The sequence below is a fragment of the Streptomyces sp. NPDC032126 genome (assembly GCF_055580085.1).
Window position 1 is genome coordinate 170,595 of record NZ_JBVIMA010000011.1, and the last position, 22,155, is coordinate 192,749.

The 22,155-nt window shown below is 73.0% G+C and carries 20 protein-coding genes, 1 tRNA gene and 1 pseudogene; 9 read left to right on the top strand and 13 right to left on the bottom strand.

The window, feature by feature from the left end:
• The first annotated feature begins 18 nt into the window (after positions 1-18).
• The gene (locus ACZ5NW_RS33430; protein WP_468747760.1) at positions 19-1,458 is read left to right on the top strand and encodes a tetratricopeptide repeat protein; all 1,440 of its coding nucleotides are present in this window, start codon (positions 19-21) and stop codon (positions 1,456-1,458) included.
• Positions 1,459-1,485: 27 nt separating this feature from the next.
• Here ACZ5NW_RS33430 and hppD read toward each other — a convergent pair whose 3' ends face one another.
• Positions 1,486-2,631: a 4-hydroxyphenylpyruvate dioxygenase gene (hppD, locus tag ACZ5NW_RS33435; protein ID WP_468747761.1), complete on the bottom strand. Its 1,146-nt coding sequence runs from the start codon at positions 2,629-2,631 to the stop codon at positions 1,486-1,488.
• A 138-nt stretch (positions 2,632-2,769) separates the two neighbouring features.
• On the opposite strand from hppD, the gene ACZ5NW_RS33440 reads away from it, so the two are divergent.
• From ACZ5NW_RS33440 to ACZ5NW_RS33465, 6 genes and pseudogenes are all read left to right on the top strand, one after another.
• Positions 2,770-3,249 (top strand): Lrp/AsnC family transcriptional regulator, encoded by a 480-nt coding sequence (locus ACZ5NW_RS33440; protein WP_468747762.1) that lies wholly within the window; start codon positions 2,770-2,772, stop codon positions 3,247-3,249.
• A gap of 11 nt (positions 3,250-3,260) precedes the next feature.
• Entirely contained in the window at positions 3,261-3,908 is a 648-nt protein-coding gene (locus ACZ5NW_RS33445; protein WP_468747763.1) for an ABC transporter permease, read from the top strand.
• Positions 3,901-4,845, top strand: a pseudogene (locus ACZ5NW_RS33450) (ABC transporter ATP-binding protein); the annotation flags it as partial. The gene ACZ5NW_RS33445 and the pseudogene ACZ5NW_RS33450, both read left to right, overlap by 8 nt.
• A 144-nt stretch (positions 4,846-4,989) precedes the next feature.
• Positions 4,990-5,772, top strand: coding sequence for an ABC transporter permease (locus tag ACZ5NW_RS33455; RefSeq protein WP_468747843.1), 783 nt, complete (start codon positions 4,990-4,992; stop codon positions 5,770-5,772).
• Positions 5,769-6,353, top strand: coding sequence for a helix-turn-helix domain-containing protein (locus ACZ5NW_RS33460; protein WP_468747764.1), 585 nt, complete (start codon positions 5,769-5,771; stop codon positions 6,351-6,353). The genes ACZ5NW_RS33455 and ACZ5NW_RS33460 overlap by 4 nt, the downstream gene beginning before the upstream one ends.
• A gap of 13 nt (positions 6,354-6,366) precedes the next feature.
• Positions 6,367-6,564 (top strand): hypothetical protein, encoded by a 198-nt coding sequence (locus ACZ5NW_RS33465; RefSeq protein WP_468747765.1) that lies wholly within the window; start codon positions 6,367-6,369, stop codon positions 6,562-6,564.
• On the opposite strand, the gene ACZ5NW_RS33470 is transcribed toward ACZ5NW_RS33465, so the two are convergent.
• From ACZ5NW_RS33470 to ACZ5NW_RS33490, 5 genes are all read right to left on the bottom strand, one after another.
• Positions 6,561-7,352, bottom strand: a complete 792-nt coding sequence (locus tag ACZ5NW_RS33470; protein WP_468747766.1) for a S16 family serine protease — start codon at positions 7,350-7,352, stop codon at positions 6,561-6,563. The genes ACZ5NW_RS33465 and ACZ5NW_RS33470 overlap by 4 nt on opposite strands.
• A 261-nt stretch (positions 7,353-7,613) precedes the next feature.
• Positions 7,614-8,255 (bottom strand): IclR family transcriptional regulator, encoded by a 642-nt coding sequence (locus tag ACZ5NW_RS33475; protein ID WP_468747767.1) that lies wholly within the window; start codon positions 8,253-8,255, stop codon positions 7,614-7,616.
• 311 nt (positions 8,256-8,566) lie between these two features.
• Positions 8,567-10,354 (bottom strand): DEAD/DEAH box helicase, encoded by a 1,788-nt coding sequence (locus tag ACZ5NW_RS33480; protein WP_468747768.1) that lies wholly within the window; start codon positions 10,352-10,354, stop codon positions 8,567-8,569.
• Positions 10,355-10,510: 156 nt separating this feature from the next.
• On the bottom strand, positions 10,511-10,666 hold the full coding sequence (locus ACZ5NW_RS33485) for a hypothetical protein (protein WP_468747769.1): 156 nt from the start codon (positions 10,664-10,666) through the stop codon (positions 10,511-10,513).
• A complete protein-coding gene (locus ACZ5NW_RS33490) occupies positions 10,663-12,117 on the bottom strand; it encodes an MFS transporter (RefSeq protein WP_468747770.1) in 1,455 nt (484 codons plus the stop codon). Before ACZ5NW_RS33490 ends, ACZ5NW_RS33485 begins: the two co-directional genes overlap by 4 nt.
• A gap of 215 nt (positions 12,118-12,332) precedes the next feature.
• Here ACZ5NW_RS33490 and ACZ5NW_RS33495 point away from each other — a divergent pair.
• A tRNA-Cys gene (locus ACZ5NW_RS33495) sits at positions 12,333-12,404 on the top strand.
• A 39-nt stretch (positions 12,405-12,443) separates the two neighbouring features.
• A complete protein-coding gene (locus ACZ5NW_RS33500; RefSeq protein ID WP_468747771.1) occupies positions 12,444-12,959 on the top strand; it encodes a hypothetical protein in 516 nt (171 codons plus the stop codon).
• Between the two features lie 3 nt (positions 12,960-12,962).
• On the opposite strand, the gene ACZ5NW_RS33505 is transcribed toward ACZ5NW_RS33500, so the two are convergent.
• From ACZ5NW_RS33505 to ACZ5NW_RS33535, 7 genes are all read right to left on the bottom strand, one after another.
• Positions 12,963-14,120, bottom strand: coding sequence for an SUKH-4 family immunity protein (locus ACZ5NW_RS33505; RefSeq protein ID WP_468747772.1), 1,158 nt, complete (start codon positions 14,118-14,120; stop codon positions 12,963-12,965).
• 290 nt (positions 14,121-14,410) lie between these two features.
• Positions 14,411-16,720, bottom strand: coding sequence for a xanthine dehydrogenase family protein molybdopterin-binding subunit (locus ACZ5NW_RS33510; RefSeq protein ID WP_468747773.1), 2,310 nt, complete (start codon positions 16,718-16,720; stop codon positions 14,411-14,413).
• Positions 16,717-18,477 (bottom strand): (2Fe-2S)-binding protein, encoded by a 1,761-nt coding sequence (locus ACZ5NW_RS33515; protein WP_468747774.1) that lies wholly within the window; start codon positions 18,475-18,477, stop codon positions 16,717-16,719. The genes ACZ5NW_RS33510 and ACZ5NW_RS33515 overlap by 4 nt, the downstream gene beginning before the upstream one ends.
• Positions 18,474-19,367 (bottom strand): FAD binding domain-containing protein, encoded by an 894-nt coding sequence (locus tag ACZ5NW_RS33520; protein WP_468747775.1) that lies wholly within the window; start codon positions 19,365-19,367, stop codon positions 18,474-18,476. Before ACZ5NW_RS33520 ends, ACZ5NW_RS33515 begins: the two co-directional genes overlap by 4 nt.
• Positions 19,368-19,604: 237 nt before the next feature.
• Positions 19,605-21,227 (bottom strand): beta-N-acetylhexosaminidase, encoded by a 1,623-nt coding sequence (locus ACZ5NW_RS33525; protein ID WP_468747776.1) that lies wholly within the window; start codon positions 21,225-21,227, stop codon positions 19,605-19,607.
• Positions 21,228-21,249: 22 nt separating this feature from the next.
• Positions 21,250-21,534 carry a DUF3039 domain-containing protein gene (locus tag ACZ5NW_RS33530; RefSeq protein WP_468747777.1) on the bottom strand — a complete coding sequence of 95 codons (285 nt, stop codon included), beginning with the start codon at positions 21,532-21,534 and terminating at the stop codon, positions 21,250-21,252.
• A 29-nt stretch (positions 21,535-21,563) separates the two neighbouring features.
• Complete coding sequence (locus tag ACZ5NW_RS33535) at positions 21,564-22,139, bottom strand: YqgE/AlgH family protein (RefSeq protein ID WP_468747778.1); 576 nt, start codon at positions 22,137-22,139, stop codon at positions 21,564-21,566.
• Between the last annotated feature and the right edge of the window lie 16 nt (positions 22,140-22,155).

The following is a 22,155-nucleotide window of genomic DNA, read 5'->3' on the forward strand; positions in this document are numbered from 1 at the left end:
TGACGCACAGTGAACACCATGGAGCAGAACGCCGCCGCCCCCGTCCCCGCGTCCCCCGCCCTCTCCGGAACCCCCTCTCCCCGCCTACGCCGTCGGCTTCTCGTCGGCTCGCTCGTCGGGGGGCTGGTGCTCGGGGGTGTGCTGCTGTGGCTGCCCGGGGAGTCGAGCGCCCCGGCGCGGGGGCCTGGGCCGGCGCCCGGTGCCCAGGCCCGGGCCGCCGTGCTCACCGGGGTCGCGGCCTCGCTGCCGGATCTCGGGGTGTTCATCGGGGAGCAGGAGCGGTTCGTACGGGCGCATCCGCGGGACGCCCGGGGGTGGGCCATGCTCGGGGCCGCCTACGTCGAGCGGGGGCGGCGCACCGGTGACGCCGCCGGTTCCTATCCCAAGGCCGAACGCGCGCTGCGGGACTCCCTCAAGGTGCTGCCGAAGGGCAACGCCGAGGCGCTCGACGGGCTCGCCGCGCTGGCCAACGCCCGCCGGGACTTCCGTACCGCCCGGAAGTGGAGCGAGGCCGCGCTGTCGGCGGCACCCCGGCGCTGGGCGTCGTACGCGCAGCTCATCGACGCCTGCACGGGGCTCGGCGAGTACAAGAAGGCGCGGACGGCGCTGGACCGGCTGGTGGCGCTGCGCAAGGATTCGGCGGTGCTGGGGCGCGCGGCCGGGGTGTACCGCGACCGGGGTTGGCGGGAGGACGCCTCGGCGGCCCTCGCCGACGCGGCGGCCCGTGCCTCCTCCCCCGCCGAGCGGGCCGCCTGGCAGGAGCGGGCCGGGCAGTTGGCCTGGGAGAGCGGGGAGCGCGAGGACGCTCTGCGGCACTTCCGGGAGGCCGTGCGCCTCGACCCCGACCAGCGTGCCGCGCAGGCCGGGCAGGGCAGGGTGCTGGCCGCGCTCGGCCGTAACGCGGAGGCGCTGAGCGCGTACCGGATGGCGCTGGCCAAGCAGCCGCTGCCGGAATACGCCCTGGAACTGGGCGAGTTGTACGAGTCGCTGGGTCTCACCCGGGCCGCGCGCGTGCAGTACGACCTGCTGCGGGAACAAGTGCGGCGGGATGCCGCCGGAGGGGTCGACGGGACCCTCGTCCTGGGCCTGTTCGAGGCCGATCACGGGGACCCGGCGGCCGCCGTACGGATGCTCCGGGAGGAGTGGAGGCGGCAGCCGGGCCTCGCCGTGGCGGACGCGCTGGGCTGGGCGCTGCACCGGGCCGGCGACGACAAGGAGGCGCTGGCGTTCGCCGTGCGGGCCACCGACCGGGAGCACGGCGGCGAGGTGCGCAGCGCGCCGTACGCCTATCACCGGGGCATGATCGAGCGGGAGTTGAAGCTGGACGGGCCGGCCCGTCGGCATCTGGCCGAGGCGCTGCGGATCAACCCCTGGTTCTCACCGGTGCACGCCCGCGCCGCGCACACGGCCCTCAGGGCGCTGGGGGAATCGGCGGCGGACGTACCGCTGCCGGACTGATTCCCCCAGCCTCCCTCGGCCGGTGGCCTACAGGTTGCCGCGCTTGGCCTGCTCGCGCTCGATCGCCTCGAAGAGGGCCTTGAAGTTGCCCTTGCCGAAGCCCATCGAGCCGTGGCGCTCGATGAGTTCGAAGAAGACGGTCGGGCGGTCCTGGACCGGCTTGGTGAAGATCTGCAGCAGATAGCCGTCCTCGTCGCGGTCGGCGAGGATCTTCAGCTCGCGCAGGGTCTCGACGGGGACCCGGGTGTCGCCGACCCACTCGCCGAGGGTGTCGTAGTACGAGTCCGGGGTGTCGAGGAACTGCACACCGGCCGCGCGCATGGTGCGTACGGTCGCGACGATGTCGTTGGTGTTCAGCGCGATGTGCTGGACGCCGGCGCCGCCGTAGAACTCCAGGTACTCGTCGATCTGGGACTTCTTCTTGGCGATGGCGGGCTCGTTGATCGGGAACTTGACCTTGAGCGTGCCGTCGGCCACGACCTTGGACATCAGCGCGCTGTACTCGGTCGCGATGTCGTCGCCCACGAACTCCTTCATGTTCGTGAAGCCCATGACCTTGTTGTAGAAGCCGACCCACTCGTTCATCCGGCCGAGTTCGACGTTGCCGACGCAGTGGTCGATCGCCTGGAAGGTGCGCTGGGCGGGCGGCTCGACGATCGGCGCGGCGGCGACGTAGCCGGGCAGGTACGGGCCGTCGTAGCCGCTGCGCTCGACGAGGGTGTGGCGGGTCTCGCCGTACGTGGCGATCGCGGCGAGGACGACCGTGCCGTGCTCGTCCTTGAGCTCGTACGGCTCGGCGACGGAGCGGGCGCCGTGCTCCAGGGCGTAGGCGTACGCGGCGCGCGCGTCCGGGACCTCGATGGCGAGGTCGATGACGCCGTCGCCGTGCTCGGCCACGTGCTGGGCGAGGAAGTGGCCCCAGGGGGTGGTGGGCTTGATCACCGAGGTGAGCACGAAGCGGGCGGAGCCGTTCTCCAGGACGTAGGCGGCGGTCTCGCGGCTGCCGTTCTCCGGTCCGGAGTAGGCGACCAGCTTCATGCCGAAGGCGGTGGAGTAGTAGTGCGCCGCCTGCTTGGCGTTGCCCACGGCGAAGACGACCGCGTCCATTCCCTTGACCGGGAAGGGGTCGGCCTGCCGGGCGGTGTCGGGAGTGTGGTGTGTGGTCTGCGTCATGGCCGAAGCCTGGCTCCGCTCTGCAAGCTGCGCAATAGTTCGGTTGTTCACTGGGCAATATGACCAGCGCCGTGCGCGTCCGGCCGGGGTCTCTGTACAGGATGACCATCGGGATGCCCATCCACTCGGGAGGCTGCTGTGGCGATCGATCATCTGGACGGCCGGATCATCGTGCTGCTGGCGCGCGAGCCGCGGATCGGGGTGCTGGAGATGTCCCGGCGGCTGGGGGTCGCCCGGGGCACCGTGCAGGCGCGGCTCGACCGGCTTCAGTCGAATGGAGTCATCCGCGGCTTCGGTCCGCAGGTCGATCCGGCGGCCCTCGGCTACCCCGTCACCGCCTTCGCCACCCTCCAGATCCGGCAGGGCCAAGGCGCCGACGTCCGGGCGCACTTGGCGACCGTGCCGGAGGTGCTGGAGCTGCACACCACCACCGGCAACGGCGACATGCTGTGCCGTCTGGTGGCCCGCTCGAACGCCGATCTCCAACGGGTCATCGACCTCGTCGTCGGTTTTGATGGGATCGTCCGGGCCGCCACCGCGATCGTCATGGAGAACCCGGTTCCGCTGCGGATCATCCCGCTCGTGGAACAGGCGGCGGAGGACAGCGGCCGACCGTAGGGAGTGGGCGTGTGAGCTTCTGGGAGTACCTGGGCGACCGGCACCAGCAGCTGCTCACCGACGCCTGGCAGCACGCCTCCGTCGTCCTCCCGTGCGTCGCCCTGGCGGCCCTGCTCGGAGTGCTCGTCGCCGTCGCCACCTATCGCAGCGAGTGGGCCGGCCGGCTCACCACCACCGCCACCTCGACGCTCCTGGCCGTCCCGTCGCTCGCCGTGATCGGCCTGCTGGTGCCGATCGTGGGGCTGGGCGTGGCGCCCACCGTGATCGCGCTGACGCTGTACGGGCTGCTGCCGATCGTGCGCAACGCGATCGTCGGCCTGCGCGGGGTCGATCCCGCGCTGGTCGACGCCGCGCGCGGCGTCGGAATGTCCCGGCCCGCCCGTCTGCTGCGGGTGGAGCTGCCGCCGGCCTGGCCGCCGATCCTCACCGGGATCCGGGTCTCCACCCGGATGCTGATGGGCATCGCCGCCATCGCCGCCTACGTCTCCGGGCCCGGCCTCGGCCATGTGATCTTCCGGGGCCTGGCCTCGCCGGACAGCGGGAACGCGCTCGACCAGGTCCTCGCGGGCACCCTCGGGATCGTCGTCCTCGCCCTGCTGTTCGACGCCGCGTACGTCCTGCTCGGACGGCTGACCATACCGAGGGGGAGCCGTGTCTGAGACGGCCACGTCCGGGACGGCCACGCGGGGCGCCTCGATCGAACTGGAGGGCCTGACCAAGCGCTGTCCCGGCAGCCCGCAGCCCTCCGTGGACGACGTCAGCATGGAGATCGGGGCCGGCGAGACCGTCGTCCTCGTCGGCCCCTCGGGGTGCGGGAAGTCCACCACCCTGAAGATGATCAACCGGCTGATCGAACCGAGCGGCGGCCGCATCCGCATCGGCGGCGAGGACGTCACCGACGTCGACCCGGTGAGACTGCGCCGCACGATCGGGTACGCCACCCGGTCGGCCGGTCTCTTCCCGCACCTGACCGTCGCCCAGAACGTCGCCCTGGTGCCGAGGATGCTCGGCTGGACCGGGCGCCGGATCAGGGACCGGGTGGAGGAGGTGCTGGACCTGGTCGGCCTCGACCCGGGCGAGTTCCACGGCCGCTACCCCCGCCGGCTGTCCGGCGGGCAGCAGCAACGCGTCGGCCTGGCACGGGCGTTGGCGGCCGATCCGCCGGTGCTGCTGATGGACGAGCCGTTCGGCGCGGTGGATCCGATCACCCGCGAACATCTCCAGGACGAATTGATCCGGCTCCAGCACGAGCTGCGCAAGACGATCGTCTTCGTCACCCAGGACGTCGACGAGGCGATCAAGCTGGGCGACCGGATCGCGGTGCTGCGCGAGCGCTCGCGCATCGCCCAGTTCGACACCCCGGAGGCGATCCTCGCCCACTCGGCGGACGCCTTCGTGTCGGGGTTCGTGGGCGGCGCGGGCGCGGCGCTGAAGGGGCTGGACCTGACGCGCGTAGGGGATGCCGTGCTGCTCGACAGGCGGCGCCGCCCCTACAAGTGGCTGCGGCGCGGCGACCTGATACGGATACGGGCCCGGAGCTCGCTGGCACGGGCCGGGACACCGGTGCACGACACGGCGGGGGCCGAAGGGTCCGTTGCGGTCAACGGTCTGGCGGCGGCCGAAGGCTGCGCTGCGGTCCACGGGCCGGCGGCAGCCGGAGGCTCCGTGGCGGTCAACGAACCGGCGGCGGTCCACGGGCCGGTCGCGGTCCACGACCCGGTCGCGGTCGGTGCTCGGGCCTTGCGGGCGCAGCCGCCGGTCCCGCGGCTCACCTGGCGGAAGCTGACCTTCCTGCCCGCCTTCGTCGTCGCGATGCTGCTCGCGACCTGGCTGTGGTTCCAGCAGGCCGACCTGGACACGATCTCCGAGAACGCGCTGTCGGGCGGACAGGTGTCCAAGGCCCTGTGGCAGCACGTGCAGCTGACAGCGATCTCCACCTTCTTCGTACTGATCATCGCGATCCCCCTGGGCGTCCTGCTGACCCGTCGCGCCTTCCGCCGGGCCGCCCCGGTGGTGACGGCCGTCGCCGACATCGGGCAGGCGACCCCGGCGATCGGCCTGCTGGCGCTGCTGGTGATCTGGCTGGGCATCGGCCCCTGGGCCGCGCTGATCGGGATCGTCGCCTACGCCGTCCTGCCCGTGCTGTCGCACACCGTCGCGGGCCTGCGGGCGAACGACCCCACGCTCCTCGAGTCGGCCCGGGGCATCGGCATGTCGCCGCTGGGGGTGCTCGGGCGGGTGGAACTGCCGCTCGCCGTCCCGCTGATCCTGGCGGGCGTGCGGACGGCCCTGGTGCTGAACGTCGGTACGGCGACGCTCGCGGCCTTCGGCGGGGGCGGCGGCCTGGGCGTCCTCATCGCCACCGGCATCACCACCCAGCGCATGCCGGTACTGGTGCTGGGCTCGGTGCTGACCATCGCGCTGGCACTGCTCGTCGACTGGCTGGCGTCCCTCGCCGAGGCACTACTCATGCAAAGAATCCGTTGCAAAGGTCTCTTTGCAACGCTATCTTTGTACGCGTGACCGAGCCCCAGAACCCTCAAGTACGCCAGCTCGACGCCCGCTCGCTGCGCGGACTGGCCCACCCCCTGCGCATGCGGCTGCTGGACTCCCTGCGCTTCGGCGGACCGGCGACCGCCTCCCAACTGGCCGAGAGACTGGGCGAGTCCAGCGGCGCCACCAGCTACCACCTCCGTCAGCTCGCCGAGTACGGCTTCGTCGAGGACGACCCCGAGCGCGGCAAGGGCAGGGAGCGATGGTGGAAGGCCGTCCACCACGGCCTGGCCTTCGACGACGCGCTGCTCACGGACGCCGACCCGGTCGTCCGCGGCGCCGCGGACCTCTACCTCCACGAAATCGCGACCACCCAGACCCGGGACCTGTCGACCTGGCTGGGCAACCGCGCCTCATGGCCCGAGGAGTGGAACACGGTCTGGGACATGAGCAGCGCCACGCTGAGACTCACCCCCGAGCTCACCCGTGAACTCGTCGAGAAGATGCACGCCCTGGTCGAGACGTACCGCGACCGCGCGGCCGACGAGGACGACGCCCGCACCGAGCAGGTGCGCTTCCACACCCACGCCTTCCCGATCACCACGCACTGAGAGGCTCCGCCCGATGCATCCCGAGACCCATCTCGCCCTGCACCACGCCCGCGCCGCGGAACTCCACGCGCAGGCCGAGGCGTACGCCGTCGCCGCCTCGGTCGCCGTCCCGCCAACCGGGCCCGCCCGTGACCTTCGTACGAGGGTCGGCTGGACGCTCGTGGAAGTGGGGCTGCGGCTGGCCACGCCGGGGACGGCGGCCGCGCATTAGCAATGGGGCACGGAGCCCTTCCCCGTCTCCAGGGCCTTGAGGGCGTTCACCGCGCCCTTGAGGGAGGTCACCGGAACCAGGCGCAGACCCTGGGGCAGCTCGCCCTTCGCGTCGGAGCACTCGTCCTTGGGGACCAGGAAGACGGTCGCGCCGTCGCGGTGGGCGGCCTGCGTCTTCAGGGCGACGCCGCCGACCGCGCCGACCGTGCCGTCCGCGTCGATGGTGCCGGTACCGGCGATCGTACGGCCGCCGGTCAGATCGCCTCCGGCGCCGTCGCCGTCGAGCTTGTCGATGATGCCGAGGGAGAAGAGGAGACCGGCGCTGGGGCCGCCGACGTCGGCGAGCTTCAGGGTGACCTTGACGTCGTCGTCGCTGAGCTTCAGATACTTCAGGGCGGCCTCGGTGGCCGCGTCCTGGGACTCCTTCATCTGCTCGGTGTTGTGCTCCTCGATCTCCTTGACGCTCTCCCCGCTGGGGTAGACCGAGTCGCGGGGCATGACGGCGCGGTCCGTACGGAACCAGCCGTCGATCACATCGCCCAGGGAGATCCGGGTGTCCGGGTTCGTGGCCTCGATGGTCGTCATCCGCAACTGCCCACGGGTCTCCCTGACCGGCGCCCCGGAGATGCTGATCACCGCGGCGCCCTTGTTCGCCCCGAGCACATTGGCGGTCATCCCCGGCTGCGCGATGGAGAAGGGCAGCGGAGCGAAGGCCGCGGTGGCGAGCAGCGCGAGGAGGGGGGCGGCGCAGAGGGCGAGGGCCTTGGGGCGAGTGAGGCGTGACAGCACGGGGTCAATGTACGTGGTCGCCGGAGCGGGGGTGACGGCCGACCGCTTTGCGCAGTTCCCCGCGCCCCTATCGCGACAGCGGGCCGCCGGCCCGTGCGGGCGGTCGGTGGCCGCTCGCGCAGTTCCCCGCGCCCCTTTCCTCGCCGCCGAAACGTAGCCGCGGGCAGTCGTGCCGCTGGGGCGGCACGGGTGGGCGCGGCGGCACCCCGTCACGCCGGGTTGCGCGACCCACCCCCGGCTAGCCCACCCCGTCGGCGGCACTCAGCGGAGTGCCTCCGCGACCTCCCTCGCCGCGTCCATCACCCTCGGCCCCACCCGCTCCGGCACCGCGTCCGCCAGCATCACCACGCCCACGCTGCCCTCGACACCGGTCACCCCCAGCAGCGGCGCCGCGGCCCCGCTCGCCCCCGCCTCCAGCTCACCGTGCGTCAAGGTGTACCCCGGCTCCCCCGACGGCTGCTGCCGAGCGGCGAGGATCGCCTTGCCGGCGGCCCCCCGGTCCAGCGGATGCCGGAACCCGGCCCGGTACGCCACGTGATAGTCCGTCCACGTCGGCTCGACCACGGCGACGGCCAACGCGTCCGCCCCGTCCACCAACGTCAGATGCGCGGTCGCCCCGATGTCCTCGGCCAGCGACCGCAGCGCGGGCAGCGCGGCCTCCCGCACCAGCGGATGCACCTGCCGCCCCAGCCTCAGCACCCCCAGCCCGACCCGGGCACGCCCGCCCAGATCACGCCGTACGAGGGCATGCTGTTCCAGCGTGGCGAGCAACCGGTACACCACGGTCCGGTTCACGCCCAGTTTGTGGGAAAGCTCGGTGACGGTCAGTCCGTGGTCCGTGTCGGCCAGCAGCTTGAGGACCCGCAGTCCTCGGTCGAGCGTCTGAGAGGTCTCCGCGGTCACGACGCCCACTCCTCCGGTGGTCAGGCCGGCGGTCCCCCTCTCGGCGGTTGCGTCACAGAGTCCCGTCCCTGACGCGCTTCAGAGGCCGCCGATCGGTGACAGCCCGGGTTCTTCCCGGACAACAGTCGCTATCACGGCTGCGCTCCGCGGCGGCACTGCCACGGGGCGTGTGCGTAGCGGGACAGTAGCGGCACCGGTTCGCTGAGCGGAAGGCTCCGTCCAGAATCCGGTCAGTGGCCGGTATGGACTACCTGCATTTGTCCCGATACGTACAGCGTGCGATCGAACGCCTCACCCCGCGGTGCGCGACCTCACTTCATCCGCGTCGCCCACTCGCGCACCTTGGCGATGCGCTGGCGCAGCTGCCCCGCCGTCGCCTCGGCGCTCGGCGGCCCGCCGCACACCCGGCGCAGTTCGGTGTGGATCACCCCGTGCGGCTTGCCGCTCTGATGGACGTAGGCGCTGACCATCGTGTTGAGCTGCTTGCGCAGCTCCATCAGCTCCTTGTGCGAGACCACCGGCCGCCGCTCGGCGGGCAGCTCCAGCAGGTCGGCCTCCGCGTCCGGCTTCTTGCGGCTGTGCGCGATCTGCTTGGCCTGCCGCTTCTGCAGCAGCAGCTGCACCTGGTCGGGCTCCAGCAGTCCCGGAATCCCGAGGTAGTCCTGCTCCTCCTCGCTCCCCGGGTGCGCCTGCATACCGAACTCGGCGCCGTCGTACAGCACCCGGTCGAAGACGGCCTCGGACTCCAGCGCCTCGAAGGAGAACTGCTCCTGCTCGCCGGTGTCCTCGTCCTGCTCCTTGTTCGCCTCCTCCATCTCCTTCTCGGACTCGGCGTACGGGTCCTCCTCGCCCTCCTTCTTCGGCTTGTCGAGGGCGTGGTCCCGTTCCACCTCCATCTCGTTGGCGAAGGTGAGGAGATCGGGGACGGTGGGCAGGAAGACGGAGGCCGTCTCGCCGCGGCGGCGCGACCGTACGAAACGGCCGACGGCCTGGGCGAAGAAGAGGGGCGTGGAGATGGTGGTGGCGTAGACCCCGACGGCGAGCCGGGGCACGTCGACGCCCTCGGACACCATCCGCACGGCGACCATCCACCGGTCGTTGCTCTGGCTGAACTCGTCGATCCGCTTGGACGCGCCGGCGTCGTCGGACAGGACGAGGGTCGCCTTGGTGCCGGTGATCTCGCGGATCAGCTTGGCGTACGCGCGCGCGGAGTCCTGGTCGGAGGCGATGACCAGCGCACCGGCGTCCGGGATGCCCTTGCGGACCTCGGTGAGGCGCTGGTCGGCGGCGCGCAGCACGCTCGGCATCCACTCGCCGCGCGGATCGAGGGCGGTGCGCCAGGCCTGGCTGATCGCGTCCTTGGTCATCGGCTCGCCGAGCCGTGCGGCGATCTCGTCGCCGGCCTTGGTGCGCCAGCGCATGTTGCCGCTGTAGGAGAGGAAGATGACCGGCCGGACGACGTGGTCGGCGAGGGCGTTGCCGTACCCGTAGGTGTAGTCGGCGGCGGACCGCCGGATGCCGGCGTTGTCCTCCTCGTACGTCACGAAGGGGATGGGGTTGGTGTCGGAGCGGAAGGGCGTACCGGTGAGCGCGAGCCGGCGCGTGGCCGGCTCGAAGGCCTCCAGGCACGCCTCGCCCCAGGACTTGGAGTCACCGGCGTGGTGGATCTCGTCGAGGATGACCAGCGTCTTGCGCTGTTCGCTGCGGTTGCGGTGCAGCATGGGCCGTACGCCGACGCCCGCGTAGGTGACGGCGACGCCGTGGTACTCCTTGCTGAGCGGTCCGGCGCTGTACTCGGGATCGAGCTTGATCCCTATCCGGGCCGCGGCCTCCGCCCACTGCTTCTTCAGATGCTCCGTGGGCGCGACCACGGTCACCTGCTGCACGACATGGTGGTGCAGCAGCCAGGAGGCGAGGGTCAGCGCGAAGGTCGTCTTACCGGCGCCGGGGGTCGCGACGGCGAGGAAGTCGCGCGGCTGCTCCCGGATGTATTTCTCCATCGCCCCCTGCTGCCAGGCACGCAGCTTGCTGGCGGTGCCCCAGGGGGCGCGGCCGGGGAAGGCGGGTGACAGGTGGTGAGAAGCGGCGGTGGTAGTCACGGTCTCCGGAAGGGGTGGTCGGGCGACTCGGAGGGCGAGCTGGAAGTGGGGGACGGTCGGGCGGTTCGGCTACGTATGACAACCGGGCCACCCTACCGGCGGCCCGCCCCTGTCACCGTGCGGACGCGGTCCGGTCGCCCCCGGGTGGGACCCACATCACAGCCCCCGCAGACGCCCGGCGATCACCCCGACGTCCGCCTCCCGCCCCGCCGCCACATCGATGACCAGCGCATACGCCACCTCCTGATCGCACCCGCCCAGATCGACCCCATGGACCCCGAGCAGGGTCGCGGCGAGTGCTTTACGGCTCACCGCTCGCGCAGTCGCGTCGCCACCCAGGATCCGAGGAGGGCCACCCCCGCCATCGGCAGGAACACGGCCGCGAACGCCGCCGGATGCGAGCCGGACGTCCCCGTCGCCGGGTGGCTCACCGCGCCGCCGCCCAGGGCCGCGAAGGCGGCGCCGCCCCCGGCCAGGAGGAGGGCGTTGCACAGCCCGTCGGAGATCTGGAGGGCGGCGGAGTTGGCGCCGGCCTCCTCGGGGGCGGACAGCCGCAGCAGGAGCACGCTGGTGGAGGAGATCACCAGCCCCATCCCGAAGCAGCCGAACGCCCAGGCGACGGCCACCGTCCAGGCCGGCACGGAGTGGATCAGCACACTCGGCGCGGCGGCGATGGCGGCGGCGGTGAGCACCATGCCGAACACCATGAGCCGCTCCCGGTACGGCGCCACGCGCGGCCGGGACTGCACCCAGGACCCGAGCGCCCAGGTCGCCCCGCTCGCGGCCAGCGAGAATCCGGCGAGGGTCGGCGTGAGCCCCCGCTCGGTGACCAGCATGAGCGGTACGAAGGACTCGGCGGCGATGAAGGAACCGGCGGCCAGCCCGCGCAGCAGCACGACGGACGGCAGCCCGCGGGCGGCCCGGCAGGTGCCGCGGGGCAGCAGCCCCAGCACGGCCGGCACGAGCAGCGCGCCGCCGAGGACGCCGGGCAGGAGGGAGAGGGGCCGCGGCTCCTGGGCGGCGTACTGGAGCAGCCCCGCGCCGAGGGAGACGGCGAGGGCGAGCCGTATCCGACGCCGCCCGAAGGAGCCGGAGCCGTCCTCACCGACCCCGGCGTCGTGCCTGCCGCCCACGGCTCCGGCGGCCCGTCGGCGTATCTGCGGCAGGGCGAGGGCCAGCGGGAAGACGACCAGGACGGGTATCCCGATGAACACCCAACGCCAGCCGAGGTGTTCGGTGACGGCGCCGGCGGCCAGCGGCCCGACGACCGACGGCACGACCCAGCACGCGGCGAAGGCCGCCATGATGGACGGCCGCAGCCGCTCCGGATAGGCGCGTCCTACGACGACGTACAGCGCGACGATGACCAGCCCGCCGCCGAGCCCCTGCACGGCGCGCCCGAGGATGAACACCCACATGACCCCGGCGGTCCCGCACAGCAGCAGCCCGGCCGCGAAGGCCCCGATCCCGCTGGTGAGCGCCCCGAGCGGGCCCCGGCGGTCGGCCCACTGCCCGGCGAGCACCATTCCGGACAGGCTGGTGGTGAAGTACCCGGAGAACGCGAACGCGTACACCGACACCCCGTCCAACTCCCGTGCCGCGACCGGCATGGCCGTCCCCACGGCCGTCGCCTCGAAGGCGATCAGCAGCACGACGGAGACGATCCCGACGGTGAGCGCCCGATACCCCCACCCCAACACACCCTCACGGGACTCCCCGACGTCACCCACGACACCGACGCCCTGCGGCTCAACCACGGTCATGGGCCTCAGAGTAAGCCCCGTCCCCCACCTTGACCCCTGTCAAAAGCCCCGCCCCACCTGCGACCTTGGTCGTAGATCCCCGACCTGGTCCCCTTTGTGAACGCGGTATGGCAGTGCCGTTGCAGCGCGCCCGGAAGCATTGAGGCCGGGCTTCGTCGGGCCGTACGGTCGTCTCACCGAGTTCGGAACGGGGCCCCACGGCCCCTCACCGACGCGGCCGTGTGCCCGAGTGGTTCAGGGGCTCGCCTGCAAAGCGAGTTACGTGGGTTCAATTCCCGCCACGGCCTCTTGTCGTCTGGCCCAGTATGGGTCGGATGGAGCCTGAAGTGAGTGCCGCGTTGATCGGTGCGGCGGCGGGTGCGCTCGCCGCGGTCATCACCTCGTTTCTCGCCGTGTTCGTCAGCCGGCGGCAGAGGTCGGTGGATCTCGTCGTGGCCGCCCTGTCCCACATGGAGGGCGGAAGTCAGGCCCGCAGCGCCGGAGTCGCCGCGCTGGCGGCGATGCGGGGGCCCGTCGACGCGCCTCCCGCGCGGTCGGTGAAGCGGGAGTGGGAGCTCTACGGGCAGGCCGTCGGGCAGCAGCTCTTTCGTCAGCTCATGTATGTCCTGAACCACGGCGGGAATCGCTTTGTGACCCACGAGGTGGAGAACATCATGTCGATGATGGAGTGGGTCGTCGGGGATCCGACCCTGCGCTTCACCGACCCGGGACAGCGGAGCCGACTGGCTTCCGCGCTCCGCGGCTACATCGCCGCGGTGCCGTCCGCACGGGACGAATCCCTCGACGTCCTGGTCACCCGCTCACGCCATTGGCTGGACCGGCTGGGCCGGCCCCGTCGGTGAGGGCTACGCGTACAGCCCTCCGCCCGCCTCGTCCGCGAAGACCTCCGGCCAGTAGCGCCAGCCGTCGTCCGTCGGGGTCGCCGGGGTGGGGTCGCAGGCTCTGGGGTCCACCGCGGCCAGGGTGCGGGTCATCGTGTCGGACAGCTGGTCGTAGGCCTCGGTCAGGTCGTGGATCGCGTCCAGCGAGCGCTCCCGGTGGACCAGCCACAGGGTGAACGCCAGCGTGGACACGTCCGCGTTCAGCGGGCGCGGGATCGCGTCCGGTTCGCTCCAGGAGAGGACCGCGCCCGTCGCTCCGTCCACCAGCAGGAGCGTGTCCTCCAGGAGGTGGCCCAGGCGGATCAACGGGCCGACGCTCCCTGCCGGTTCCGCCTCCAGTCTCTCCAGCGGCTCGTCCGTGTCCAGCGTGAACCACACGCACTCCTCCGGCAGGCCCACCTCCCTCAGGAAGCGGCACGTCGGCTCGTGCGTCAGCGCGGTCGGGAAGTCGACCTCCTCGAAGCGGACGATCGCGCGCGTGCCGAACTCCTCGTCCAGGAGGCGCGGCGGGAGGTCCAGGGCCAGTTCGGAGTGGGTGCCGGGGCCCGCCATCAGGGACAGCGGGCGGATCACCGCGGCCAGGCGCCAGAACGGGGGGACCTCGCCGCCCGTCCCCGCCTCGTAGAGCGAGAGCAGCTGCGCCGACGCCTGGGCCACCGCCTCCGGGCCGAAGCGGCCCGCGTACGCCGCGAACTGGCCGCGCAGCGCCGCCAGTTCGTCCGCCGCCGTCGCGAAGCGCACCAGCTTCTCCAGCGAGGGCGCGAGGGGGCGGCGGTCCATCAGGTCCGGGCGGTCGTGGAGGAAGTACGTCGTCGTGACCTCGCCCGTCGCACCGTCCAGCAGCACCGACTCGGTCTCGAGGCCCGCCGCGCCCAGCAGTCCGCCTATCACCAGCTGGTCGCGCAGCTCCGCCGGCAGGCGGTGGTCCGGGGAGTCGCCCGTCGAGTCCGCGACCGTGCGCAGCCCCTCCGCCCGCAGCGCCTCGAAGGTCACCAGGCCGCCCACGCCCGGCAGTCCGGGGCCGGTCAGCCAGCGCCGCGTCGGGCCGTGGGTGACATACGGGTCCAGGGCGTCCTCGGTGAGGGTGATCACCTCGGTACGCGCGGCGTCGATCGCGCTCATCGTCCCCCCGTGTGCGTGAAGTCGCCCCTCAAGGCGGGTGGTTCCCCTTACGGGCAGGGCGTCCCGTCGGCCGCCGCAGCGGCGGCCCGCCCCACACCCAGAACACTACGCCGCACCACTGACAACCCCCCGCCACCTGCGGAAACGCCCCGCGACACCCCTCGCGTCGCGCACACCTCAGGTGAAGTACACGCCCCCGAGCACCACCGCGAGCGCCGCCAGTGCGAACAGGGCGATCCACAGCGCCAGTTTGCCGACGCCGGGCGGTGGTTCGTAGCGCTCGGGGTCGTTCATCGGTCCGTCACCACCGCCGCCTGCGGGCGGATCGGGAGTCGGTTGACCGGGCGTCCCGTCGCGGCCCGTACGGCGGAGGCGATGGCCGCCGGCGAGGTCACCACCGGCACCGCGCTGACCGCCTTCGCGCCGAAGGGCGCCACAACGTCCCGCTCCTCCACCAGCTTCACGATCCGGATGTCCGGCGCGTCCAGGGCCGTCGGCAGGGCGTAACCCGTCAGATCGGGATGGCGGACCACGCCGCGTGCCGTACGCAGGTTCTCGGTGAGCGCGATGCCCAGGCCCTGGGTGACGCCCGCCTCGATCCGGGCCTCCAGCTGCGCGGGGTTGAGCACCCGGCCCACGTCCTGGGCGACCGCCAGCTCCACCACCCGGACCGAGCCCAGCTCGATGTCGACGTCCACCACCGCGCGGATCGCGCAGAAGGCCATGCCCACGAAGGCGTCGCCCTGCCCCGCCTCGTTCAGCGGCTCCGTCGGGTGCGGGCGGCACTGGGCCGTCGCCCACAGCTCCTTGCCGTGCATCTCCTCGGCGACGGTGGTCGACAGGACGCCGTCGTACGAGGTGATCTTGCCGTCGGTGATCTGGAGCAGCTCGGTCGACATGCCGAACTTGTGCGCGAGCGGCTGGAGGAGTTGGGTGCGGACCATCTTCGCCGCGCGTTCCACCGCGCCGCCCGAGACCCAGGTGTGCCGGCCCCGGCAGCCCGCGCCCGCCGGGGGCTGGTCGGTGTCCACCGGGGCCACGTGGACCTCGTCGACGCCGAGGGTCTCCTGGACGATCTGACGGGCCAGCGTCGTGAAGCCCTGACCGGTCTCGACGGCCGCGCAGAGCACGGTCGCGATCCCGTCCTGGACCTTCACCGTGGCGGTGGAGACCTCGTCCGCGCCCTCCGCGCCCAGCATGTGCACCATGCCCAGGCCGTAGCCCACGCCGCGGCGCACCGCGCCCGGTTCGCCCGCGCCCTCGGGGCCACCGGGCAGCAGCCACTCCTCCTCGGGCGTGTCCTTGGGCAGCGGCGGCAGGGGGAAGTCCCGTACGGCCTGGAGCAGTTCCGCGACCGGCGCCGGGCAGGTCACCGTCTGGCCGGTCGGCAGCACGTCACCCGTCGCGAGCGCGTTGCGCAGCCGCAACTCGGCCGGGTCCAGGGCGAGTTTCTTCGCCAGCTTGTCCATCTGCGCCTCGTAGGCGGCGCACACCTGGAGGGCGCCCTCGCCGCGCACATGGCCGGAGGGCGGGTTGTTGGTGCGTACGGCCCAGCCCTCGATGAAGGCGTTCGGCACGACGTAGGGGCCGCAGGCGAAGGAGACCGCGGCGGCCAGCGCCTCCGAGGAGGTGTCGGCGTACGCGCCCGCGTCCAGCAGGACCTGCGCCTCGACCTTCACCAGCTTGCCCTCGGTGTCGGCGTGGTGGCGGTAGCGCAGCAGGGTCGGGTGGCGGTGGGCGTGACCGAGGAAGGACTCCTCGCGGGTCGCCGTCAGCTTCACCGGGCAGCCGGTCTTCAGCGCCAGGAGACCCAGCGGGAGTTGGAAGCCCTGGTCCTCGCGGTCCGCCGTCGCGCCCGGAACGCCGGTGACGACGATCTTCACCCTTTCGGGGGTCAGGCCGTAGACCGCGGCGGCCGTGTCACGGTCGGTGTGCGGGTCGGTGGAGGCCAGGTAGAGCTCGACGCCGCCGTCCGGTCGGGGCACGGCGAGGCCGGCCTCCGCGCCGATGGGGGCGGGGTCCTGGCGGCCGATGCGGTACAGGCCCTCGACGACGATCTCGCCGGACGCGTCCGGGTCGCCGTGGCGCAGCGGGATGTGCCGGATCAGATTGCCGTCGGGGTGCAGCGGCTCGGCCTCGAACGCCTGCTCGGGGTCGGTGACCGGGTCGAGGACCTCGTACTCGACGATCACGGCGGCCGCCGCCATGCGCGCGGTGTCCGGGTGGTCGGCGGCCACGGCGGCGATGGGCTCGCCGTGGTGGCGGACGACGTCGGAGGCGAAGACGGGACGGTCGGCCGTGCCGCGCCCGTGCAGGGGGCTGCCGGGAACGTCCTCGTGCGTGATGACGGCCCGCACACCGGGCATCTCGCGCGCGTGGGTCGTGTCGATCGACACGATGCGCGCGTGCGGGTGCGGCGAGCGCAGCACCGCCGCCCACAGCAGGCCCTCGGCCCACAGGTCCGCCGCGTACGGGAAGGTGCCCTCCGTCTTGGCGCGGGCGTCGGCCGGCGGCAGGGAGGAACCGAGCCCGTGCGGGATCGGCTCGGGGGCCGGCGCGGCCTCCGCGGCGGTCGTCGCGGTGGCGGCTTCGTTGCTCACGCCTGGCCTCCGTCCTGCGGTCCGTACGCCTGGTTGTGCTGGTCGTGCGAATGGTCGCGGGGTGCCATGGCACCCGGGGCCTCGAACGCGGACCGGTGGATTCCGCCGGCCCCGGGGCCCGCCTGGTGGGGGATCCGCGCCTCGTCGTCGTCCGCTCCGGACTCGTCGCCGGCCGCCGCGTGCGCCTCGCGCTCCGCCACGACCTCCTGGACGGCCCGTACGACGCCCCGGTAGCCGGAGCAGCGGCACAGGTTGCCGCACAGCGCCTGGCGGGTCTCCAGCTCGGTCGGCGCCGGGTTGCCCTCCAGCAGGTCGTGCACGGTCATCGCCATGCCCGGCACGCAGAAGCCGCACTGCACGGCGCCGCATCGGGCGAGGGCGCGCTGCACGTCCGACGACTGCCCGTCGACGGCGAGGCCCTCGACGGTACGGACCTCGCTGCCGGCCGTGGTGACGGCCGGGACCAGGCAGGAGGCGACCAGCCTGCCGTCGACCTGGACGTTGCACGCCCCGCACTCGCCCTGCGAGCAGCCGTCCTTGGCGCCGGCGAGTCCGAGCCGCTCCCGCAGGACGTAGAGCAGCGACTCGCCGATCCACGCGTCGGTGACGGGCCGGTCGGACCCGTTGACGCGCAGGACGTAGGAGGCGAGGGGGTGTTCGTCGGGGAGCGGGGCGGGGGGCTCGGCCGGGGCTGCGGCCTCCGGGGAGGCGGCGTCCGCGCCGTCGGTTCCGTCCGGACCGGCGGCGTCGGCGGTCACGGCTGCCGCCTCCGCCTCGACGCCCTCGACGCCCCCGGCGGCCTCACGCGGGCCACGGGAGCCGTCGGGGTGCCCGGGGCCCTCGGGGGCCCCGGAAGCGTGCTGTACGGCCTCCACGGCGCCCGGGGCGGGCTCGTAGGAGGGCTCGGTGGGGACGGCGGACGCCTCTGACGAGGCGGACGCGGCGGAGTGCGGCCCGCCCGCGGCTGAGGCCCCCTCGCCCGAGCCGGCGTCACGCGGGCCCGTGTCACCGGCCGGCTCGTGCGGGGCATCGGTGTGCGCGCCGGTGTCGTGCGGCACGCGCGTGTGCCCGGTCTCCCCCGGGTGCGCCGGCGCCGCGCCGTACCGACCGGCGTGCTCGCCCACGGCCCCGTGGTCCCCGGTGCGGTCGTCCACGCCCCCGCGGTCAACTCCGTCGGCGCCGGGCCGCTCGGCCCTCTCCTGCGCCCACGATCCGCCGGAGGTCTCCGTCGCCCAGGGGGCGGGCGCGCCGCCCGGGAGGGTCGCCGGTGGGGTGCCGCCCCACTGCTCCACCAGGGACGACGTGGTGAACTCGCCCGATTCGTCCGGGAGGTCGCCCCCGGCGACGGGGATCGACCACTGGCCGGTCACGTCATGACCGGGGGCGGGGGCCGCGGCGGGCTCCTCGAAGGTCCACTGGCCGGTCGCGCCGGGGTTGTACGTGAAGCGGTCGTCGGCGGCGGGCGCGGCCGGGTCGGGCCACTGGGTGCCGCCCGCCGGGATCGCCCACTGGCCCGTGCCCGTGGCCGCGGGGTCCGTCTCACCGCTTCCGGCGGGGGCCACCGTTATCTGCGGCGGCACGTACCCGTGGCCGGGCGCGGCGAGCGGGCTGTCGCCGGCGAGGAGGGCGTCGATGCCGCCCTCGGGCAGGGTCACGAAGGCGGTGGCCCCGTCGTCGTAGTCGCCCTGGGGCAGGGGGTCCCAGCGGCCGCCGCCCTGCGGGGCGCCGCCCTGTCCGTGCTGCTGTTCGTCGGTCACGACAGCGCCCTCCCCAGTGCTCGTCGGGCCAGCGCGGCGACGGTGCGCCGCAGGTGCAGTACGGCGGGCGGCAGCTCCGGCACGGAGCCGTCCACGCCCGGCTCGGGGTCGGGGATGCACGCCGCGGCGACGTACTCCCCGAAGGCGTTCAGGGCCTCGGGGACGATCGCGCGGTTGTTGTCCCAGTCGATGAGCCGGGCGACCCACTGCTCGGCCTCCAGGGGCCGCAGCGGCATGGGCGCTATGGCGCCCACGGCGCACCGCACTCCGCGCCGGGCGGGATCGAGGACGAGGGCGACGGAGGCGACGGCACGCCCGGGGCCCGTCCGGCCGGTCGCCTTCAGGAAGACCTGGGGGGCGTGCAGCAGCGGTACGCGCACGTACCCGATGAGTTCGCCGCCGCGCAGCATCTCCATGCCGGCCAGCAGGTGCGAGACGGGGATCTCCCGGCGGGCGCCGCCGGGGCCCGCGATGATCAGGGTCGCTTCGAGGGCGGCCAGGACCGGCAGCGCGTCACCGGTGGGGGCCGCCGAGGCGATGTTGCCGCCCAGGGTGCCCGCGTTGCGGATGTGCGGCGGACCGGCGGCGCGCGCGGACGCGGCGAGCGCCGGGATGAGCGCGGCGAAGTCGGGGCGCCCCATGCGCGCGTGCGTGAGCCCGGCGCCGAGCAGGGCGTGGCCGTCCTGGTACTGCCAGCCGCGGATCTCGCTGATGCGGCCGAGTCCGACGAGTCCGGCGGGCCGGAGCTGGCCGGAGTTGACGGCGGCCATGAGGTCGGTGCCGCCCGCGACGGGCACGGCGGCGGGCATGGCGGCGAGGGCCGCCACCGCTTCGTCGAGTGTCGTGGGCAGCGTGACGGCCTGCCCCGCCTGCGGTGCGTGCGTGGTCAAAACCGGCTGCCCCTTCCCGCTGCCCCACCTGGTCCCACCTGTTGCGCCGTACGGTACGTGCTGACAGGGCGGACGTGGCAACTCTGGCACATCTTCGCAACACCCGAAGACGGGGGTCCGCTAGGAGGCATTCGCCCACCTCACTGGGGAGATGGTCCGTTTTCGTACGGCATCTCCGGTGCGCACGAATTGCCACTCTTCAGCGACCCTGCCGGGGTTTTTCCCACCCGGGTTCCGTCACCTGTGCGGGGGCGGTCCCGCCAGCGGCCGGCCCGCCACGCCCGGCCGTCTCTGCCAGGGCCGCGGCCCCTCGGGCGGGCGATAGGCCACCCCCAGGGCGTCGAGCCGCTCGTAGTGCGCGGCCATGCGCCGCTCGAAGTCCGCGAAGTCCCGTTCCCCCGGCGACGGGAGTTCGCTCCACGCCACCTCCGCGAAGGCGGCCAGCCTGGGGAAGGTCTGGTAGTCCACGCGCGCCTGGTCCTCCATCACCTCGGTCCACACGTTGGCCTGGGTGCCCAGCACATGGCGGGCCTCGTCGGCCGTGAGGTCCGGTGGAACGGGCTCGAAGCGGTAGACGTCCTCCAGGGTGCGCACATAGCCGATGGGCACGGGTTCGCCGTCACCGTCGGCCTGCCGGTGGTCCAAGTAGACCTGCTGCTCGGGGCACATGACGACGTCGTGGCCGGCGCGCGCGGCGGCGATCCCGCCCGCGTAGCCGCGCCAGGACGACACGGCGGCGCCGGGGGCGAGCCCGCCCTCCAGGATCTCGTCCCAGCCGATGAGCCGGCGCCCGCGCGCGGCGAGCCAGGAGTCGAAGTGCCGGATGAACCACGACTGGAGCTCGTCCTCGCCAGCGAGCCCCAGTTCCTCGATGCGGGCCTGTGCGGTGGGCGAGGCCCGCCACTGGTCCTTGGGGCACTCGTCGCCGCCGATGTGCACGAACGGCGAGGGGAACAGTTCCAGGATCTCCTCGAACACCCCCTCGTAGAAGCGCAGGGTGGTGTCAGTGGGGGCCAGTACGTTGGGATTGACCCCCCAGGTGTCCCAGACGGAGAGGGCGGTGGTGTCGATGACGTCGGTGTTGCCGAGTTCCGGGTACGCGGCGATGGCGGCCTGCGAATGTCCCGGTACGTCGATCTCGGGGACGACGGTGATATGCCGGTCGGCGGCGTAGGCGACGATCTCGCGGATGTCGTCCCGGGTGTAGAAGCCGCCGTGGGGCCGCTCGTCCCACAGGGGTGAGGCGCGGTGGCCGAATTTGGTGCGCGACCGCCAGCCGCCCACCTCGGTGAGGCGCGGATACCGCTCGATCTCGACGCGCCAGCCCTGGTCGTCCGTCAGGTGCAGGTGCAGGACGTTGAGTTTGTGCGCCGCCATCAGGTCCAGGTAGCGCAGGACGCCGTCCTTGGGCAGGAAGTGCCGGGCGACGTCCAGGAGGAGGCCGCGCCAGCGGAAGCGGGGGGCGTCCTCGATGACGACCTGCGGGAGGTCCCGGTCCTGGCCGGGCCGCACCGGGGCGCGCCGGAAGGCGTCGGGGCCGAGCAGCTGCCGGAAGGTCTGCGCGCCCCAGAAGACACCGGCCGCGCTGCCGCCCTCGATCAGGCGCGGACCCTCCCCGATGCGGACGCGGTAGCCCTCCGGCGGCAGCTGCGGATCGATGGCCAGCACGATGCGACCGGGGTCCTCGGTGCCCTCCGGCAGGGACAGCCCGGCCGCCGCGCCAAGCGTCGCCCGCAGCCAGCGGGCGACGCCCTCGGTGCCGGGCCGGGCCTCCAGCCGGGTGTCGTCGAAGAGGCACTCGTAGCCGGGGGCGATCCACTCCAGGCGTCGCGGCGCGGGTACGAGCCCGGTCGGTTCCATCACGCTGCCCCCCGGCCCGCGGCTACTTGTTGCCGTCGCCGCCCTTGTCGTCCCCGCCGGAGCCCATGGAGTCGTAGATCTCCTTGCACATCGGGCACACCGGGTACTTCTTGGGGTCGCGGCCGGGCACCCACACCTTGCCGCACAGCGCCACGACGGGCGTGCCGTCGAGGGCGCTCGCCATGATCTTGTCCTTCTGGACGTAGTGGGCGAAGCGCTCGTGGTCACCGTCGCCGTGGGACACCTGCGGCGTCGGCTCGACGAGGGTCCCCGTACCAGTCCCGCGCTCGGGCTCAAGAGTGCTCATACCAGCCAGGGTACTGAAGCTCACAGGCATCAGTTGAGCGAAGGGTCGTCCGGATACGTGGCCACCATCGCGAGCTCGCTGCGCTGGCGGCGCAGCACCTCGCGCCAGAGTCTCTCGGGGGCCGGGGAGGAGACGTCCCCGGGCTCCGACTCGACGACGTACCAGGCGCCCTCCACCAGCTCGTCCTCCAGCTGACCGGGTCCCCAGCCGGCGTACCCGGCGAAGATCCGCAGGGAGCCGACGGCCGCGGCGAGCAGTTCCGGCGGGGTCTCCAGGTCGACCAGTCCGATCGCGCCGTGCACCCGGCGCCAGCCGAGCGGGTCCGCGTCCTCGCCGGCGTCGCCGCCGGGGATCACCGCGACGCCGAGCGCCGAGTCGAGAGACACCGGGCCGCCCTGGAAGACGACCCCGGGTTCGCCGGCCAGGTCCGCCCAGCCCTCCAGGATGTCGCCCACCCCCACCGGCGTCGGACGGTTGAGGACGACGCCGAGGGAGCCCTCCTCGTCGTGGTCGAGAAGGAGCACCACCGCACGGTCGAAGTTCGGGTCCGCCAGGGCGGGGGTTGCCACGAGCAGCCGCCCTGTGAGCGAGGACACCTCGGTCATGCCAGACATGATCCCG

What these genes read in the sequence shown, in the direction of transcription:
- ACZ5NW_RS33430 (WP_468747760.1), top strand. Translation starts at nt 19, where the DNA reads ATGGAGCAGAACGCCGCCGCCCCCGTCCCCGCGTCCCCCGCCCTCTCC.
- hppD (WP_468747761.1), bottom strand. Translation starts at nt 2,631, where the DNA reads ATGACGCAGACCACACACCACACTCCCGACACCGCCCGGCAGGCCGAC.
- ACZ5NW_RS33465 (WP_468747765.1), top strand. Translation starts at nt 6,367, where the DNA reads ATGCATCCCGAGACCCATCTCGCCCTGCACCACGCCCGCGCCGCGGAA.
- ACZ5NW_RS33490 (WP_468747770.1), bottom strand. Translation starts at nt 12,117, where the DNA reads ATGACCGTGGTTGAGCCGCAGGGCGTCGGTGTCGTGGGTGACGTCGGG.
- ACZ5NW_RS33505 (WP_468747772.1), bottom strand. Translation starts at nt 14,120, where the DNA reads ATGAGCGCGATCGACGCCGCGCGTACCGAGGTGATCACCCTCACCGAG.
- ACZ5NW_RS33525 (WP_468747776.1), bottom strand. Translation starts at nt 21,227, where the DNA reads ATGGAACCGACCGGGCTCGTACCCGCGCCGCGACGCCTGGAGTGGATC.
- ACZ5NW_RS33530 (WP_468747777.1), bottom strand. Translation starts at nt 21,534, where the DNA reads ATGAGCACTCTTGAGCCCGAGCGCGGGACTGGTACGGGGACCCTCGTC.
- ACZ5NW_RS33535 (WP_468747778.1), bottom strand. Translation starts at nt 22,139, where the DNA reads ATGACCGAGGTGTCCTCGCTCACAGGGCGGCTGCTCGTGGCAACCCCC.